17 protein-coding genes are annotated in these 17,100 nt (G+C 72.5%); 9 read left to right on the top strand and 8 right to left on the bottom strand.

Going from position 1 to position 17,100, the window contains the following annotated elements:
- Positions 1-67: 67 nt before the first annotated feature.
- The 3 genes from ACIRL2_RS04655 to ACIRL2_RS04665 all read right to left on the bottom strand — a co-directional run bounded on the left by ACIRL2_RS04655 (position 68) and on the right by ACIRL2_RS04665 (position 2,571).
- Positions 68-913: a siderophore-interacting protein gene (locus ACIRL2_RS04655; protein ID WP_395868209.1), complete on the bottom strand. Its 846-nt coding sequence runs from the start codon at positions 911-913 to the stop codon at positions 68-70.
- 138 nt (positions 914-1,051) lie between these two features.
- Entirely contained in the window at positions 1,052-1,828 is a 777-nt protein-coding gene (locus ACIRL2_RS04660; protein WP_395868207.1) for an SGNH/GDSL hydrolase family protein, read from the bottom strand.
- A gap of 86 nt (positions 1,829-1,914) precedes the next feature.
- A complete protein-coding gene (locus ACIRL2_RS04665) occupies positions 1,915-2,571 on the bottom strand; it encodes a class I SAM-dependent methyltransferase (protein ID WP_395868205.1) in 657 nt (218 codons plus the stop codon).
- 172 nt (positions 2,572-2,743) lie between these two features.
- Here ACIRL2_RS04665 and ACIRL2_RS04670 point away from each other — a divergent pair, with 172 nt between their 5' ends.
- On the top strand, positions 2,744-3,172 hold the full coding sequence (locus ACIRL2_RS04670) for a response regulator (protein ID WP_395868203.1): 429 nt from the start codon (positions 2,744-2,746) through the stop codon (positions 3,170-3,172).
- Between the two features lie 37 nt (positions 3,173-3,209).
- Here ACIRL2_RS04670 and ACIRL2_RS04675 read toward each other — a convergent pair whose 3' ends face one another.
- Positions 3,210-4,208 carry a TetR/AcrR family transcriptional regulator C-terminal domain-containing protein gene (locus ACIRL2_RS04675; protein ID WP_395868201.1) on the bottom strand — a complete coding sequence of 333 codons (999 nt, stop codon included), beginning with the start codon at positions 4,206-4,208 and terminating at the stop codon, positions 3,210-3,212.
- Between the two features lie 213 nt (positions 4,209-4,421).
- Between ACIRL2_RS04675 and ACIRL2_RS04680 the strand changes: the two genes are divergently transcribed.
- Positions 4,422-6,083 carry an MFS transporter gene (locus ACIRL2_RS04680; protein WP_395868199.1) on the top strand — a complete coding sequence of 554 codons (1,662 nt, stop codon included), beginning with the start codon at positions 4,422-4,424 and terminating at the stop codon, positions 6,081-6,083.
- Between the two features lie 165 nt (positions 6,084-6,248).
- Here the strand turns inward: ACIRL2_RS04680 and ACIRL2_RS04685 are convergent, their stop codons facing one another.
- Complete coding sequence (locus ACIRL2_RS04685; RefSeq protein ID WP_402230126.1) at positions 6,249-7,136, bottom strand: class I SAM-dependent methyltransferase; 888 nt, start codon at positions 7,134-7,136, stop codon at positions 6,249-6,251.
- Positions 7,137-7,364: 228 nt separating this feature from the next.
- On the opposite strand from ACIRL2_RS04685, the gene ACIRL2_RS04690 reads away from it, so the two are divergent.
- Positions 7,365-7,793 (top strand): DUF4440 domain-containing protein, encoded by a 429-nt coding sequence (locus ACIRL2_RS04690; protein ID WP_395868195.1) that lies wholly within the window; start codon positions 7,365-7,367, stop codon positions 7,791-7,793.
- Between the two features lie 99 nt (positions 7,794-7,892).
- Positions 7,893-8,270, top strand: coding sequence for a DUF952 domain-containing protein (locus ACIRL2_RS04695; RefSeq protein ID WP_402230128.1), 378 nt, complete (start codon positions 7,893-7,895; stop codon positions 8,268-8,270).
- 138 nt (positions 8,271-8,408) lie between these two features.
- Here ACIRL2_RS04695 and ACIRL2_RS04700 read toward each other — a convergent pair whose 3' ends face one another.
- Together ACIRL2_RS04700 and ACIRL2_RS04705 are read right to left on the bottom strand one after the other, a co-directional pair.
- Complete coding sequence (locus tag ACIRL2_RS04700) at positions 8,409-8,729, bottom strand: winged helix-turn-helix domain-containing protein (RefSeq protein ID WP_395868192.1); 321 nt, start codon at positions 8,727-8,729, stop codon at positions 8,409-8,411.
- Entirely contained in the window at positions 8,716-9,321 is a 606-nt protein-coding gene (locus tag ACIRL2_RS04705) for a hypothetical protein (RefSeq protein ID WP_395868190.1), read from the bottom strand. The genes ACIRL2_RS04700 and ACIRL2_RS04705 overlap by 14 nt, the downstream gene beginning before the upstream one ends.
- Positions 9,322-9,572: 251 nt before the next feature.
- Between ACIRL2_RS04705 and ACIRL2_RS04710 the strand changes: the two genes are divergently transcribed.
- A complete protein-coding gene (locus tag ACIRL2_RS04710; protein ID WP_402230131.1) occupies positions 9,573-10,778 on the top strand; it encodes an NAD(P)/FAD-dependent oxidoreductase in 1,206 nt (401 codons plus the stop codon).
- 173 nt (positions 10,779-10,951) lie between these two features.
- A complete protein-coding gene (locus tag ACIRL2_RS04715) occupies positions 10,952-11,848 on the top strand; it encodes an RNA polymerase sigma-70 factor (RefSeq protein WP_395868187.1) in 897 nt (298 codons plus the stop codon).
- Between the two features lie 45 nt (positions 11,849-11,893).
- On the opposite strand, the gene ACIRL2_RS04720 is transcribed toward ACIRL2_RS04715, so the two are convergent.
- Positions 11,894-12,700 carry an arylamine N-acetyltransferase gene (locus tag ACIRL2_RS04720; RefSeq protein ID WP_402230133.1) on the bottom strand — a complete coding sequence of 269 codons (807 nt, stop codon included), beginning with the start codon at positions 12,698-12,700 and terminating at the stop codon, positions 11,894-11,896.
- A gap of 299 nt (positions 12,701-12,999) precedes the next feature.
- Between ACIRL2_RS04720 and ACIRL2_RS04725 the strand changes: the two genes are divergently transcribed.
- From ACIRL2_RS04725 to ACIRL2_RS04735, 3 genes are all read left to right on the top strand, one after another.
- Complete coding sequence (locus tag ACIRL2_RS04725) at positions 13,000-14,061, top strand: ATP-binding protein (protein ID WP_395868183.1); 1,062 nt, start codon at positions 13,000-13,002, stop codon at positions 14,059-14,061.
- Positions 14,062-14,073: 12 nt separating this feature from the next.
- On the top strand, positions 14,074-15,951 hold the full coding sequence (locus tag ACIRL2_RS04730) for a hypothetical protein (RefSeq protein WP_402230136.1): 1,878 nt from the start codon (positions 14,074-14,076) through the stop codon (positions 15,949-15,951).
- 235 nt (positions 15,952-16,186) lie between these two features.
- The gene (locus ACIRL2_RS04735) at positions 16,187-16,963 is read left to right on the top strand and encodes an SIR2 family NAD-dependent protein deacylase (RefSeq protein ID WP_395868179.1); all 777 of its coding nucleotides are present in this window, start codon (positions 16,187-16,189) and stop codon (positions 16,961-16,963) included.
- The last annotated feature ends 137 nt before the right edge of the window (positions 16,964-17,100 follow it).

The raw sequence follows: 17,100 nt of genomic DNA on the forward strand, positions 1-17,100 counted from the left end.
CGCACCACCGTGCGAGGGCCCGGGACTCGGTGACGGATCCCGGACCCACGTACGGGTGGGGTGCGGGTCAGGCGCGCTGTTCGGCCTCGCGTTCGGCGGCCTTCTCGGCGGCCTTGTCCGCCTGGAAGCCGTCCTCGTCGCGGCCCTTGCGCCAGTAGCCGGAGAAGGAGATGTCGGTGCGCTCCACGCCGCGCTCGTCGACCAGGTGTCGGCGCAACTCCTTGACCACACCGGCCTCGCCGTGCACGAACGCGTGCACCCGGCCGGTGGGGAAGTCGAGCGCGCGCAGCGCGTCGAGCAGATCGGGACCGGCGTCTCGGGTGATCCAGGTGATGTCGAGATCGAGGTCGGGGTGGGTGGCCGGCACGGTGCCGGTGGGTGCCTCGTCGGACGTGCCCACCTCGAGGAGCGCGATCGCCTTGGCCGCGGCGGGCAGCCGCTCCAGCGAGGCGCTGATCGCGGGGTAGGCGCTCTCGTCGCCGACGAACAGGTGCCAGTCCGCCTCGGGGTCGGGGGCGTAGGCGCCGCCGGGACCGAGCAGCCGCACCGTGTCGCCGACCCGGGCACGGGCCGCCCACGGGCCGGCCAGGCCCTCGTCGCCGTGGTGCACGAAGTCGATGGTCAACTCGCCGGTGTTCGGGTTGTTCGCGCGCACCGTGTAGGTGCGGGTGCGCGGCCAGTCCTCGCGCGGGAGTTCGGCGCGGATGGTCTCCATGTCGAACGGCTCGGGGTAGTTCACCCCGGGCTGCGGGAAGAGCACCTTGACGTAGGCGTCGGTGTAGCCGTTGTCGGTGAAGTGTCGGTAACCGTCGCCGCCGGCGACGATCCGGATCAGGTGGGGGCCGACCCGTTCGGTGCTGCGTACCTGGAGTTCGATCAGTTTGCGGGTCTTGCGTACCGGGCGTTCCGCCATGGAGGTTCTCCTCGCCGTGTCACCTGCGCTGTGCGACTTAGGTAAACCTAACCTGATTGCACCTCGAATCGTTCCCCGGGGGGCACCCCGGTCCCGTCGGGTGCCCGACCGGGCCCGCGCCCGGTGCCGCGTGGTCGCTCATCGCCACAGGGTCAGGTCGGCGCGCTTGGGCGGGCGTCCGTCGCCGGAGGAGCGACCGGTGGCGCGGCGGGCGAGCCAGGGTCCCAGGTGGGTCCGGGCCCAGCGCACGTCGGCGCGCCGGCGATCGGTCCAGGCCCGCGGCGCGGCGGCGGGCAGCGGCGCGCGCCAGTCGAATTCGGCGGGCAGGCCCATCGCCTGCGCGGTGGCCTCGGCGACGCGTCGGTGTCCCTCGGTGGACAGGTGCAGGCGATCGTCGGCCCACATCCGGGGATCGTCGAAGACGCGGGCGGTGAACAGGTCGACCACGGTGGCGTCGTGCCGGGCGGCGACGGTGTCCACGAAGGCCACCAACTGCTCGATCCGCGGCATCAGTCGCGCCGACGAGCGCAGCCGGCGGGTGGGGTCGGTACTGCGGAACAGCACCAGGTGCGCGCCGCCGGCGGCGAGCTTGGCGGCGGCCTGTTCGAACACCGCGCACACCGCGCCGACGTCGCAGCGCGGGCGCAGCACGTCGTTGAGACCGCCGGCGAGGGTGATCAGATCGCCGCCGAGCGCGACGGCGGCGTCCACCTGCTCGTCGGCGATCTGGCGGATCAGCTTTCCGCGTACGGCGAGGTTGGCGTAGCGCAGCGTGGGTGTGTCCAGGGCCAGCCGATCCGCGAGCAGATCGGCCCAGCCGCGGTAGCTGCCGTCGGGACCGAGATCGGACATGCCCTCGGTGAACGAGTCACCGACCGCGACGAAGTTCGTGAAGGTGGGGTGTGGTGTGTGCATGGCCGGAAAAGCCTAGCCGCCGCGCGCGCCGATGCACGGGAGGAGGGCTCCGGTGCCGACCATTCGGCGGGTGGGGCGCCGACCGCTCAGCGGCGGCGGGCCACGCCGAAGAAGTAGTCGCCGAGGAGCGACTTGCTGCCGAGCACGTCGAGCCCGTGCCGAGGGAGTTCGGCGAGGAAGTCCCGATCGTCGAAGCGGTCCTCGATGGGGTGGTCGAACAGGAACGCGAGGGTGGGTCGGGCGAGTGCGCGGGCGGTCATCTCGGAGAAGTAGAACCGGCCGCCGGGACGCAGCACCCGGCCGACCTCGGCCAGGCACGCGCGCCAGTCGGTGATGTGGTGCACGATCGCGAAGTCGAACACGGCGTCGTAGCTCGCGTCCGCCGCGCCGATGGTGCCGCGCAGATCGGTGGCCGAGCCCTCGACCAGCGCCACCCGGCTGTTGCCGTGCCAGCGCCGGCGGGCCTTGGCCAGCGACGCGTGGTCGAGGTCGATGCCGTCCACCCGGGCGGCGCCGAAGCGGTTCAGGATCAGCTCGATGCCCCTGCCGGTGCCGCAGCCGATCTCCAGCGCGTGCGCGCCGGGGGCGAGCCGGCCGCCCAGGCGCAGCAGCAGCGGCGTCTCGTACCAGATCTGCGGGGCCCGCCGGAGGGGACTGGCGACGACGATCTTCTCGACCGTGTTCATCCGCATGGCGCACTCCCCCTGGTTGCCGAGCGTGATCGACGCTCCACGATGGGCCATGTCGTGGACGGCGTCAAGGACGAACGCGGCGAGCCGGGCGGGCCCTGCTGCCCGGCGGGCCGGAGGCGTTAGCCTTCGGGGGGTGGGTCGGTGGTGTGAGCGCGCCGAGTTCGCCGGATGGGTGCCGGTCCGGGTCGCGGGTCGGTCGGGACCGTGAGCCGAAGGTGGTGCGATGAGCCAGACCGCGATGACACGAACGCTGACGGTGTTGCTGGTGGAGGACGATCCCGGCGACGCGTTGATGATCGAGGAGGCGTTGCTCGATCGCGATGGCGGTCACACGTTGTGTCGGGTCGCGGATGGCATGGAGGCGCTGGAGTGGCTGCGCGCGAGTCCTCGACCGGACCTGGTGATCCTGGACTTGAACATGCCTCGGATGGACGGTCGCGAGGTGCTTTCGGCGATGAAGGCCGACGCGCGCTGGCGGACCATCCCGGTGGTGGTGCTGACCACCTCGGCCGCACCCGACGACGTGCGGCACAGCTACGACCTGCACGCCAACGCCTTCGTGACCAAGCCGGTCGAACTCGAGTCGTTCCTGGAGGCGGTGCGCGGGATCGACGAGTTCTTCCTGGGTCTGGTGACCCTGCCGCGCGGGTGAACCGCGGCCGACGACCGGCCATTCGGGCGCGCCCCGGTCACCCGGTCGGGGGGACCAGCAGGGCGATGCCGTCCAGCAGGCGGTCGAGTCCGAAGCCGAACAGCGAGTCCAGATCCAGTTCCACGCCCGGATCGCTCAGCGCGGCGGCGTACATCGGGAAGTGACCGCCGCGCAGGATCAGGTCCATCGCCTCGTCCTGCGCCTGCATCCATTCCTCGCTGGAGATGCCGGTGGCGCGCTCGGCCTCGAACTCGGCCGCGATGTTGACCGCGGTGCCGCGTACGTAGTTCAGCATCGTCACCGCGATGTGCATCACCACCTGCGGCGGCAGCCCCTGGAACTCGGCCATCGCCCACTCCACATGCGCCATGCCGCGCGGGGTGGGCAGCGGGCGGGTCATCGACATGACGTGGGCCAGCCACGGGTGCTCGCGGTACATCCGCCATTGCAGCCGGCACGAGGTCTCCAGGCGGGCCCGCCAGCCCACCCGTTCGTGGGACGGCAGGGGCATTTCGCCGAACACGCTGTCGGCCATCGCCGCGAGCAGATCCTCCTTGCCGGGCACGTGCCGGTACAGGGTCATCGCGGCCACCCCCAGTTCGGCGGCGATCTGCCGCATCGACACCGCCGCCAGGCCGCGTTCGTCGGCGATCGCCACGGCCGCCGAGACGACTCGCTCACGGGTGAGTTCGGCCTCGGTGCGCGGGGGGTGCACCGAGGGTACGGCGATGACCGCGGCGCGCGGGCGATCCGGCCGATCGGCGCGGGCCGCCCGGTCGGGGTGCTCGGCGACCACGGTGCCGACGCCGCGTACGGCGCGCACCAGTCCGGCCTCGCGCAGTGCGGTCAGGGCCTTGGTGGCGGTGGCCATCGCCACGCCCCATTCGGCGGTGATCGCCCGGGTGGAGGGGACCCGGTCGCCGGGCCGCAACTCGCCGGTCTCGATCCGGCGGCGCAACTCGGCGGCGATCCGGAGCGAAGGGGTGGCGGGGGGCGCGGGATTCGTGGCGGAGGCCGGCGTGGTGGGGCGTGCCATCGGGGCTCCCGGGGCTTGTCGGTGCATGGGGGCGGCGGTCAGTGCACTATAGGGCACGTTTGCCGCCGAGGTAGTGCACAAGCTTGAGTGCACTACTTGGAGAAGTCTTTATTTGTGGAGGACTTGGCTTCGTTGCACTGGTCCGTCCGAGGTGCTTACTCTGTACGCGTCGCAGCGTACGCCGTATAGGTGCATCAGTGGGGGAGAGTTCCAGTGACAACCATCGAGACATCCGAGCAGTCCGGGGCCGGGTCCGAGTCCGGGCCCGGACCGTTGGCGGGGCGGCGGGAGTGGCTCGGGCTGGCCGTCCTGCTGCTGCCGTTGCTGCTGGTGAGCATGGACGTGTCGGTGCTCTACTTCGCGGTGCCGTTCATCGGCCGCGCGCTGGAGCCCACCGGTACACAGCAGTTGTGGATCCTGGACATGTACGGCTTCGTGCTCTCCGGCCTGTTGATCGTGATGGGCGCGCTCGGCGACCGGATCGGCCGGCGCCGACTGCTGCTGGTGGGCGCGGCGCTGTTCGGCGGCGCGTCACTGGCCGCGGCGTACGCGCACAACGCGGAGACGCTGATCGCGGCCCGGGCGCTGCTGGGCGTGGGCGGCGCGGCGTTGATGCCGTCCACCCTCGCGTTGATCCGCACCATGTTCGTCGATCCCAAGCAGCGCGGGACCGCGATCGCGCTGTGGACCGCCGTGATGACCGGCGGGATCTCGCTCGGGCCGATCCTGTCCGGCCTGCTCGTCGAACACTTCTGGTGGGGCTCGATCTTCCTGATCAATGTGCCGGCGATGGCGATCCTGCTGTTCCTGGTCCCGGTGTTCGTTCCGCGCCATCGGGGCTTGGCGCAGGGGCCGTTCGACCTGATCGGCGCGGTGTTGTCGCTGGGCACGCTGTTGCCGGTGGTCTACGGCATCAAGGAGATCGCCCGCTCCGGCGCGGCCACGTTGCCGGTGTTGAGCATCGGGTTCGGGCTGATCGTCGGCACGCTGTTCGTGCGCCGTCAACTCACCGCCGCCCACCCGCTGTTGGACCTGGAACTGCTGCGTATGCGGGCGTTCGGCGGGTCGGTGGTGGCCAACGTGCTGTCGATGTTCGCGATCGTCGGCTTCGCCATCTTCACCACGCAGTACCTCCAGTCGGTGCTCGGGATGAGCCCGCTGCGGGCCGCGCTGTGGAGCCTGGTGCCGTCGGGAGCGGTGGCCGTGGCCACTCCGGTGGCCACCGTGCTGGCTCGACGGATGGATCGGGTGTGGGTGATGTGCGGCGGGTTCGTGCTGGCCGCGGGCGGCTTCACGGTGCTGGCCGGGGCCCGGTCGGACTCCTCGTTGGGGCTGTTGCTGGGTGGGTCCGCGGTGTACGCGGCGGGCGTGGTCGCGGTGATGACGCAGGTGACCGAGATGGCGATGGGCGTCGCGCCGGCCGACCGCGCCGCGTCCGCCTCCGCGGTGCTGGAGTCGGGGAGCGAGCTCGGCGGCGCGTTGGGCATGGCGTTGCTCGGCACGATCGGCGACGCGGTCTACCACCGGGCGATGGCCGACACGGCGCCGAGCGGCCCGGCCCGGGAGACGCTCGGCGGGGCCCAGGCGGTCGCGGCGGACCTGCCGGGGAACTCCGGGCGAGCGCTGGTGGACTCGGCGCGGGACGCGTTCTGCGACGGGATGAACGCGGCGGCGATCGGGGCGGCCGTGGTGATGGTGGTCGCGGCGGCGTATTGCGCGCGCTTCCTGCGGGGCGTGCCGGTGGCGAACGCCGGTGCGGAGGAGGGGACTTCGACGCCGGTGGCGGCTTCGGTCGCGGAGCGGGAGAAGGCAGAGGCCGGGGTCGGGGAGGCGGTGGACGCGGTGGACGTGCGGGCAGCGAACGGACGCGCGTGAACGGCGGGTTGGACGGCCGGCGGTGAACGGGGGCGGCGGGGGCGAGAATGTGGTCGGCTCGGTGCCGGCCGCGTTTTCGCTCCCGCCGCCGTGCACCTGCCGCCCCGCGTGCCGAGTCGGCCGTCGGGTGCCGCCGGAAGGTTCGGCCGCGATGGTTGTCGCGGGTCATCTCCGGGTGCAGGCGCGGGCGGTGTGCACGGTCGTCGCGGCCAGGTAGAAGGCGTCCGGGCGCCACAGGATGCCGGTGTCGGCGTCGGTGTCCAGCAGCGCGTCCAGCGTGGCGCGGTCCTGCGCGTCCAGGCGGTCGGCCAACAGGGCCCGGCGCTGCGTCAGTTCGGCGTGCAGGTGTTCGCGGGGCGCGGCGTCCAGAGGCGACGGCAGGTCGATCAGGAACGAATGCGAACCGGTGGGGACCAGGCCCGCCCGGGCCAGCATGGCCGGCCAGTCCTCCACCGCGGCGCGGGTGCCGGGCAGTGTCGCGCGCAGTTCGGCGAACCAGTCCTCGTGCGCGGCGTCCAGGCGGGCCTGGAGGCCGGGTCGGCCGATGCCGATGTCGCGGGGCAGGAAGCGCGGGGACAGGCCGCGTTCGACGACCGCGATCACGCCGCCCGGGCGGAGTACCCGGGCCAGCGAGTCCAGGGCGGCCTGTTGGTCGCCGAGGTGGTGTACGACATCGCCGGCCCAGACCAGGTCGGCGCTGCCCAGGGCGCCCAGGTCGGCGGGCAGGTCGACGCGGTGGGTGCGGACCCGGTGGCCCAGCCCCTCGCGCCGGGCGCGGACGCCGGTGCGTACCCGCAGGGCCGTGCTGGGTGCACCGGCGACCACCTCGGCGTTGGGGAAGTAGCGGGCCAGCAGGCAGGAGGCGACGCCGGGGCCGCCGCCGAGGTCGAGGATGCGGTCCACCCGGGCCAGCGTGTGGTCGCCGTACAGCGCGAGGTCGCGCAGACGCGCGGCGGCCTGTTCCAGGAACGGGGCGTGCAGTTCGGCTTCGCGTTCGAGGTATCGAGCGTCCGCGTCCCGATACGGGCCGTCGGGGTCGGGGTGGGTGGTCATCGCTGGTTCTCCCGAGGTCGGGGCGCTCATTGCCGTGGGCGGCCGGGTCGATCGTCCGTGTTGCGGGAGACAACGTCGGCACATGGGCGCGGTAATCCACGTCGGCGGGAACGGTCGGCCGCGACGTGGTCGGTGGCGGTGGCGGTTCCGGTACGTTGCCGAGCAGGACGGATACGTCGTTCGGCGCGTTGCACGCGTGGTGCGGCAGACGACTGTGGGGAGCGCGGGATGTCGGTGTCGGAGTCGAGGCGGACGGTGGACGACGCGGTCGTGTGCCGGGCGGAGATCGTCCGGTTGCATGAGCTGATCGAGGGTCTGCTCACCGGCGCGAACCGGGATTCGGGCGGATTCGCGCTCGCGCACGCCCCGGGTTTCACGCTGGTCGAGCCCGGCGGTGGCACGCTGACCCGGCCGGAGGTACTCGCGATGGTCGACGGCGCGCGAGGCGCGGTGCCGGGGTTGCGGATCACCATCGAGGACGTGCGCGTGGTGGCCTCGACGGGCGAGTTCGTGGTGGCGGCGTACCGCGAGGTGCAGGTGCGCGCGGACGGCGGCGGCGACACGCGGGCCGCGACGGTGGTGTTCGAACGCGACGCGTCCACGGAGCACGGCCTGCGCTGGCGGCATCTGCACGAGACCTGGGTCGAGCGCACCTGAACCGGAGCCGTTGAGATCGCGTCGGGCCGGCGGTGGGCATCGAATGCGCTCGCGTCGGGCCGGCGGCGCGGGATCGAAGACAGACCCTAGGGTCGGGGCATGAGTGACGAGATCGTCTACAAGCTGGTGGGCACCGCGGAATGGACGGCCGCGCTGCGGCGCGGGGTGTTCGAGGGAGCCGGGGTCGACCTGGTGGACGGGTACGTGCACCTGTCCACCGGTGCGCAGGTGGCCGAAACGGCGCGGCGCCACTTCGCCGGCCGCGACGCGCTGACCCTGGTCGCGGTGGATCCGGCCGCGCTCGGCTCGACGCTGCGCTGGGAGCCCTCGCGGGGCGGGGAATTGTTCCCGCACGTGTACGGCGCCGTGGAGCCGGCCGCGGTGGTGTGGACCGCGCCGCTGGACCTGCCCGCGACGCCGGACGGCGACACGGTCGCCGAGGCGGTCCTGGCGGTGTTGCGGGCGCGCGGCGGCTGATCGGCGGGCGGTCGGGCCGGGAGATCGGTGTTCGGTGATCGCACGGGGCGGGCACACCCGGGCGCCGGCCGCCCGGGCGCTCGCCCGGGGTAGGTGGCGCGTGCGGGTGGGCCGGCGTCGGGGCGCGTCGAAGTCGCGTTATTCGGGGAGGGATTGCCCCGAGAGGTTGCGCAGGTTGTCGAGTTGCTCCCAGTGCCGGGCGATGCGCTCGCGGCCCTCCGGGGTCAGCGCGACGTTGGTGTTGGGCTTGCGGTGAACGAACCGCTTCTCGATGGTGATCAGTTCGGCCTCGGCCAGCTTGGTCAGGTGGCTGGAGAGGTTGCCCTTGGTCAGCCCCGTCACGCGCTGGAGGAAGACGAAGTCGGCGGATTCCACCGTGGACAGCACCGTCATGAGGGCCAACCGGCCCGGCTCGTGGATCAGCCGATCGACGATCGGCCCGTCGCTAGACGTCGACATCGCCGTCGCCGAGGTCCGGTGCCCGGTCGGGTGCGAAGGCGCGTTCGAGCGCGGCATGATCGAGGACTCCCGTCACCATGGTTGCCACGCCGACGAGCATAAGTCCCACGTTGATCCTGGCCGTCGGCCCCACATAGCCCCAGATCGGCAGTAGGGCGACCACCACGAGCGTGCCCCAGACGGCCACGTGGTGCGGCCTCGGCCGCATGGCGACGGCGTAGGACGCGAACATGACCACCGCGAACACGGCGGTGGTCGCGGTGAGTGGCAGGTCGACGTTCCAGTCCAGGCTCACCGCGCCCGCGACCAGGGCCGCGCCGACGGCGGCGGTGACCGCGGCCCGCGTGCGGTCGCGGCCCGAAGGGGTGATCCGCCCGAAGGTCTCCGTGTAGTAGCGGTTGATCCACAGGTAGGCCGCCCCGGCCACGACCATCAGGCCGCCGACCGCCCAGGTGACCCAGGCGTGATCCAACGGCCCCCACCTCGTGTTGGAAAGCCCGGCGACGACGAACAACACACCGGTCGGAATCGAGAGCAGTCCCCTCAGGTAGGAGTAGTTCGCCGCCGCGGACTCGAGACTCGCACGATCCATCGCGCCCCTCCCAAACTGGTTTGTGTCACAGACTCTACGGCTTGCCGGGCATGTTGCAAACAGGTTTGCGACGCAAACCTGAGGTGTCGGTCGAGGAAGCGGCGGGGTGGGGTGCCCGGCTGTCCGAGGGGCGTGGTCGCGCGCACGCGGCGGGAGATGTGCCCGTGCGCAGTGACCTGGCTCACAACCTGTCACAACACTCGATCGGGAGGTGTCTTGAGGCCGAACACCTGAACACCGGAGGAGACACCATGAGCGGCAACACCGATGTGATCGTGATCGGCGGCGGATACGCGGGTGTCATGGCGGCCAACCGCCTGACCCAGCGTGACGACGTGACGGTGACGCTGATCAACCCGCGCCCGAACTTCGTCGAGCGGATCCGGCTGCACCAACTCGTGGCCGGGTCGCACGACGCGGTCGTCGACTACCGGGAGGTCCTGGGCGAGGGCGTGCGCCTGGTGGTCGACAGCGTGACCCGGATCGACCCGGCCGAGCGCGGCGTGCGCCTGGCGACCGGCGGCACCCTCGGGTACGACTACCTGATCTACGCGGTGGGCAGTGGCAGCGCCGACCCGCGCGTGCCCGGAGCGGCCGAGTTCGCCCACCCGATCGCCGGCCTGGAGGACGCGCGGCGGCTGCGGTCGATCGTCGACGCCGCGCCTGCGACGGCCGCGGTGACCGTGGTCGGGGCCGGTCCGACCGGCATCGAGACGGCCGCCGAGCTGGCGGAGGGCGGTCGCGCGGTGACCCTGGTCTGCGGTGGGGTGCTCGGCCCGTACCTGCACCCGCGGGGGCGCCGCTCGGTCGCCCGGCGGCTGGCCGCACTCGGGGTGACCGTGCTCGACGGCCCCGACACGCAGGTGACGGCGGTGACGCGCGACGCCGTGGAACTGGGCGACGGCCGCGAGGTGCCGAGCGAGGTGACCATCTGGACCGCCGGGTTCGGCGTGCCGGACCTGGCCGCGCGCAGCGGGCTGCGCACCGACGCCCTGGGCCGGCTGCTCACGGACGAGACGTTGACGAGCGTGGACGACGCGCGCATCGTCGCGGCCGGGGACTCGGCGGCGCCGTCGGACCTGCCGCTGCGGATGAGCTGCCAGGCCGCGATGCCGCTGGGCGCGCGGGCCGCCGACACCGTGCTCAGCCGGATCGCGGGTGAGCAACCCGCGGTCCTCAACCAGGTGTTCGCCGGCCAGTGCATCAGCCTGGGCCGCCGCGCCGGCATCTTCCAGTTCGCGCACCGGTACGACGTCGCGCTGTGGTTCCACATCGGCGGTCGCCCCGGAGCCAGGCTCAAGGCCATCGTGTGCGACGGCACCGTCAAGCACCTGGCCGGCGAGGCGGGCAAGCCCGGTTCGTACGGCCTGCACCGGGTCTCGGGAGGTGCCAAGCGCCGGGAACTGCTGCAGGCGCGGCGCGACGAGGCGCCGACCACCGTCGAACAGGCAGCCTGATCGATCGGGCACTCGTGGTCGATCCGTCCGACCACGACGCCTCCGCAGCGCATCCCGTGCGGCGACACCCTCGTCGCGGGGCCTCGCCGCACGGGATGCGATCATCGGCGGTCCCGCGGGTAGCGGACCGTCGCCGACCTGGCGCCGCACAGGCGAAGGAGAGGGAGCCAGACATGAGCGAGCACGCCGGTGACCAGGCGACGGAGACCTTCGTCGCGCACCGCAACCTGCTCTTCACCGTCGCCTACGAGATGCTCGGATCGGCGGCCGACGCCGAGGACGTGCTCCAGGAGACCTGGTTGCGATGGGTCGAGGTCGACCTGGAGCACGTGCGCGACCTGCGCGCCTACCTGGTCCGGATCACGACCAGGCAGGCGCTCAACCGGCTGCGCACCATGAAGCGCCGCCGCGAGGCGTACGTCGGCCAGTGGCTGCCCGAACCGCTGCTGACCGCGCCGGACGTGGCCGAGGACGTCGAACTCGCCGAGAGCGTGTCGATGGCGATGATGCTCGTCATGGAGACGTTGTCGCCGACCGAGCGCGCCGTCTTCGTGCTGCGCGAGGTCTTCGACGTCGGCTACGACGAGATCGCGGCCGCCGTGGACAAGAGCCCCGAGGCGGTGCGCCAGATCGCGCACCGGGCCCGCCGGCACGTCGACGCCCGCCGCCCCCGCCAGTCGGTCTCCCCGAGCGCGGCCCGCGCGGTCGTGGCGGCGTTCCAGCGCGCGCTGGAGACCAGGGACATGCAGGGCCTCCTCGACGTGCTCGCCCCCGAGGTCGTCCTGGTGAGCGACGGCGGCGGAGTCAAGCGGGCCGCGCTGCACCCGATGCTCGGCGCCGACAAGGTGGCCCGCTTCTACATCGGCGGCTCCGGCAAGCTCGACGGCACGCTCACCTGTGAACCCACCGTGGTCAACGGCAACCCGGCACTCGTCGTGCGCTTCGACGGCGTCGTCGACGGCGTCCTGGCGCTGCGGGTCGAGGACTCCCGCATCATCGGCCTCTACTACGTCCGCAACCCGGAGAAGCTGAAGCGCGTCGCCTCCGAGACCCCGCTCACCCTGCGCTGAGGAGCGGGAGCGGAGGCGGGGGAAGGGCCACGGCCACGGCCACGGCTACGGTGTCGCGGAGGGGATGGGGGCGGGGTTCGGGCGGGCCGGGGCGTGGTCGAGGGTGATGCCGAAGAGGTCGCGGTAGGCGGCCAGGAGGGCGGCGTCGTCGGCGAGGGGTTCCTCGTGGCGTTCGGATCCGGTGGTGCGGACGACGGTGCGGTCGGAGATGGTGATCCGGCCGTCCGATGTCGGGCGCGAACACAGCGGGGCGCGGGTGAAGTGCGATGTGGGCGCGGTCTGGTGCCACCAGCAGCCGGTCACGAAGTCGCGGAGTTCGCGCGGGCGGGATTCCAGGCGGTACTGGAGCACGCCGTCGTGGAGCACGTCCAGATCGCCGTGTTCGCCGTTCTCGTGGTCGAGGATGCGGAACACCCCTCCCGGGTCCCCCTGATCGGTGCGCACGTCCAGACGCAACGGATGGTGGGTGAACCGGCCGAAGCCGACGTCGACGAGCCACGGTTCGTCCAGGTCGACGCGCAGCGCCAGATGGTCGAACGGGATCCCGACGCGACCCTCGTCGCCGTACGTGCGCGCGGCGAGCAGGGTGACGCGGTAGCCGAGCGCGCGCAGGAGGGCGGCGAATCCGCCGCCGAGTTCATAGCAGAAGCCGCCGCGCCGCCGGTCCAGGAACTTGGCCAGGATCGCCTCCTCGGTGAGCTCGACGGGCCGACCGAGGTGGATGTCGAGGTTCTCGAAGGGCACCGCGAGCAGATGCCGCCACTGGAGGTCGGCCAGGGCCGCCGCGTCGGGGCGCGCCGGACGGGCGGCGTCGAGAAGGGCCAGATAGGCGTCGGCGCGATCGCGGTCCATCGGGTCTCCGTGCTGTGAGTGCGTGCGGCCGATCATGCCGGCCGGCGCCCGTCATGCCGACGCCGTTACGCGTCGCGCGGGGAGCCCCCGACGACACCCCAGCGTCGATCCCGAGGACCCCGCCCCCGAATCCCGGCGCGCCGAGGGTGGTTCGTCGTCCGTCGGGGCAGGTGGGCGGCCCTCGAGGGCGGGAAAATTGGGCGACACGGTTCGGGATGTGGGGACATCATGCGGGAGTGGTCGTCGCGACCCCTCGCGGGTGCCGGCCCGGTCGTGACGTTGGTTCCCGAAAGGTTGTCGTGCAGGCCGTACATGCGATCACCCCCGCCGCGTTGCCGGACGTCCTGTTGCATACCGCGCTGGTGCGGCCGGTGTTCGTGTGGGGTGCGCCCGGCATCGGGAAATCCTCGCTGGTACGGGACTTCGCCCGATCGCTCGGACTGGAATGCGTATCGTTGCTCGGCACCCAGCTCGCTCCCGAGGACCTGATCGGCGTACCGCAGATCGTGGCCGGGCGCAGTCGGTTCTGCCCGCCCGAGCAGATCGCCCGAGACGAGCCGTACTGCCTGTTCCTGGACGAACTCAACGCCGCCTCGCCGGATGTGCAGAAGGCGTTCTACTCGCTGATCCTGGACCGCCGGATCGGCTCGTACACGCTGCCGGCCGGCTCCGTGGTGATCGGCGCGGGCAACCGGGCGAGCGACAACGCGCTGGCCCGGCCGATGTCCTCGGCCCTGATCAACCGCCTGGTGCACGTACACCTGCGCGCCTCGGCCGGTGACTGGCTGGACTGGGCCGCCGCGCACGGCATCCACCCCTGGGTGCTGGACCACGTGCGGGCCCGCCCGGACCACCTGTGGAGCGCGCCGCCCAAGACCGAGGAGCCGTTCTCCACGCCGCGCGCGTGGCACATGCTCTCCGACGGGCTGTACTCGTTCGGCGCCGACGTCGTCGACGAGCACGTGCGGATGCTGGCACACGGCACGCTCACCCCCACCCACGCCGCCGCGTTCCTGGGCTACCTCAAAACCGTGCGCAACGCCTACGGTTTGGACGCCATCGTCAAGGGCGACGCCCGCTGGCCGGCCGCGCCCGCCGACCGCGACCTGCTGTTCTTCCTGGTGGAGAGCTTTCGCGCGCGTCTGGCCAAGGACCTGCCGGCGGATCGTCGACACGTCTCGCCCGCACTGCGCGAGTTCGCCTACCGGGCCAAGGCCCTCCTGGTCGAACTCGCGGAGATATCCCTGGAGATGGCCCAACTCGTGATCGCCGAGGACGACACCGGCACCGCCCCGCTGCCCGCGTGGTTCCTCGTCGAGACCGCCCGCGACCTGCCGCGCCTGGTCGGCGCGCGGCGCTGACGAGCCGCGCCGATGTCCGCGCGCCGGGCCCGAAACCCCGCCGCCGACCACGCCGAGCGGGTCCTGAAGGCCCGCAACGCCGGCTGGAAGCTGGCCTGCGTCCCGCCCCTGGACCACGTCGGACGCTTGATCACGCACACCTACGCCCCGCACGGCCCAGGCGAATTGGGCCACATCACGGACGACGGCATCCTGGTCGTCGACCGGCACCGTTACGTGCCGCCCGCGCTCTGGCGCCGCGCGTACACCCACCTGTTGCTGCACCTGGCCCTGGGCCACCTCGACGCACACACCCTGGCCGAGGTCGGTCTGGGCGATCCGGCCGCCGAGATCGACGCCGCGTACAACACCGCGTGCTGCGTCGCGGTCCACCGCTTCGCCGCCGGCCTGGGCGTCGGCACACCACTGGACGAACTGCCCGACCTGCCTGCCGGCGACGAGCGCGAACTCACCGAGCGCTGGCGCCGCGACGGCGTCCCCGAGGCGCTGCGCCGGATCGGCGCCAACGGCACCTCGCCCTGCATGCGCCGCGAACCGCCGTCCGCCCCCACCGACCCGGCGCCCCGGGACTGGCCCGCCGTGCTGGCCCGCGGCCTCGTCGAGATGGTCGCCTCCTCGCTCGACACCGCCGCCGGCGACCGCGCCGGTCGAACCGCCCGCGCCGAAGGCCCCTGGGACCGGGCGCTGTCCTGGTTCGTCTCCTCGTACCCGCTCCTGGGCGCCCTCGCCGCCGGCCTCACGATCGTCGCCGACCTCGAACTGGCCCGCTCCTGGGACATCACCATCGCCGCGGTCAGCCCCGAGCACGGCGAGATCTACGTCAACCCGCACGCCGGCCTGAGCACCGAGGAATGGCGATTCGTGCTCGCGCACGAGATGTTGCACGCCGCGCTGCGCCACGACCGCCGGCGCGAGCACCGCGACGCGCACCTGTTCAACGTGGCGTGCGACTACGTGATCAACGGGTGGCTGGTGGAGATGGGCGTCGGGGTGCTGCCGGACGGGCTGCTGTACGACCCGCGGCTGGCCGGACTGTCCGCGGAATCGGTGTACGACACGCTCACCACCGACCTGCGCCGGGCCCGCAAACTGCGCACCCCCGGCTCGCGCGAACACGGCGACGTGCTGGGCGAGTGGCTCTCCGAACCGGCCGCGGCGGCGCGGCGGTCCAGCCGCCGCGGGTCCGCGGGACCGATGCCGTGGGAGCGCGGGAGCGGCGGTTCGTTCGTCGACCTGGACGCGTTCTATCGACGCGCGCTCAGCGCCGGGCTCGCCTACCACGACCCGGGCCGAGGGCTGCTGCCCGCCGGTCTGATCGAGGAGATCCGCACGCTGGAACAGCCGCCGCCCGCGTGGGATGTTCGGCTGGCCCGGTGGTTCGACGAGCACGTGCGTCGGCCGGAACCGGTGCGCAGCTACGCGCGGGCGAGCCGCCGGCAGGCTTCCACGCCGGACATCGCGCGTCCCGGGCGGATCCGGCCGCAGGACGTCGACCGGCTGTGTACGTTCGGCGTGGTGCTGGACACCTCCGGATCGATGGACCCGTCGCTGCTGGGCAAGGCGCTGGGCGCGATCGCCTCCTACGCGACCGCGCGGGACGTACCGGCCGCGCGCGTGGTCTACTGCGACGCCGCCGCCTACGACGCCGGGTACCTGCCGGTGGAGGACATCGCGCACAAGGCGCGGGTGCGCGGGCGCGGCGGCACGGTGCTGCAACCGGGGATCCGCCTGCTGGAGAGCGCCGACGACTTTCCGGCCGACGGCCCCATCCTGGTGATCACCGACGGCCACTGCGACGCCCTCCGGATCCGCCGCGAACACGCCTTCCTGACCCCCGCGGGCGCCCGCCTGCCCTTCACGCCCCGCGGCCCGGTGTTCCACGTCCGATAAGACAATCGACCCACCCGCCGCGAGCGGGGTGGGGCTCGGGGAATCCGGATGCGCTCGGACCGGTCCGACCGGCAGGGTTCCGACGAGCAGAGTCGGATCCGGTCGCCCGCCGGCACGCGATATCGAAACTCGGAAGGACGTCGTTCGACATGCCCGACACGCTGGAGATCGTGTGGTCCCTTTCGGACCCGGACACCCGCTTCGCCCGGTTCACCGAGGAGAGCAGGCCCCGCCCGTGAACGCGGCCTCGCCCCGGGCCGACGGACTCGGCTCCTGGACCGACGGCGTGCGGCGGCTCGCGGTGCTGACCGGGGCGGGCATCTCCACCGCGTCCGGCATTCCGGACTTCCGCGGCCCGCATGGAGTGTGGACTCGCGACCCGCAACGCGAGCAGGACACCCATCGCAAGCGCCACGCGAGCGACCCGGCTGCCCGGGCTCGCCTGTGGCGGGATTTGACCGCGTCGGCGGTGACGGCCGCGCGTCCCGGTGCGGCGCACCGAGCGCTCGCGCGGGTCCGGGCGAGCATCACCACGCAGAACGTGGACGGGCTGCACCAGGCGGCGGGTAGTCCCGCCGATCGGGTGTACGAACTGCACGGCAGCCTGGCCCGGGCCCGCTGCGGGAGGTGTCGGCGCGCCGCGCCGACGGACGACGCGCTGCGGGCGATCCGGGCGGGCGCCGCCGAACCCCCGTGTCCCCGGTGCGGGGTGGGGACGTTGCGGCCGGACGTGGTCCTGTTCGGCGAGCACCCGAATCGGGACGTGTACGGGCGGGCCGCGAACGCCGTGCGTGCGGCGGAACTGTTGTTGGTGATCGGGACGTCGTTGGGCGTGGAGCCGGCCGCCTCGCTGTGTTCCGTCGCGATCGAATGCGGGGCCACGCTGGTGATCGTCAACGCCGAACCCACGCCGTACGACGACGTCGCAAGCGTCGTCTTGCGGGGTGATATCGAGGTGGTTGTGCCGCGGATTGTGGGGGCGCTGGTGGCGGGTGGGCTGTCGGTGGCGTGAGTGGGCGTACCGGTTGCTTTGGGGGTGGGTGGTGTCGGTGGGTTCGGCGGGTGTCGTCGTGGTCGGGGCCGGTCGGGGCCGGTCGGGGTGGGGTGGCGGGGGTGCACCACGCCGAGGGTGATGACCCTTGTGGGGTT

Origin of the sequence: Embleya sp. NPDC127516 (assembly GCF_044765325.1) — a bacterium.
GTDB lineage: Bacteria > Actinomycetota > Actinomycetes > Streptomycetales > Streptomycetaceae > Embleya.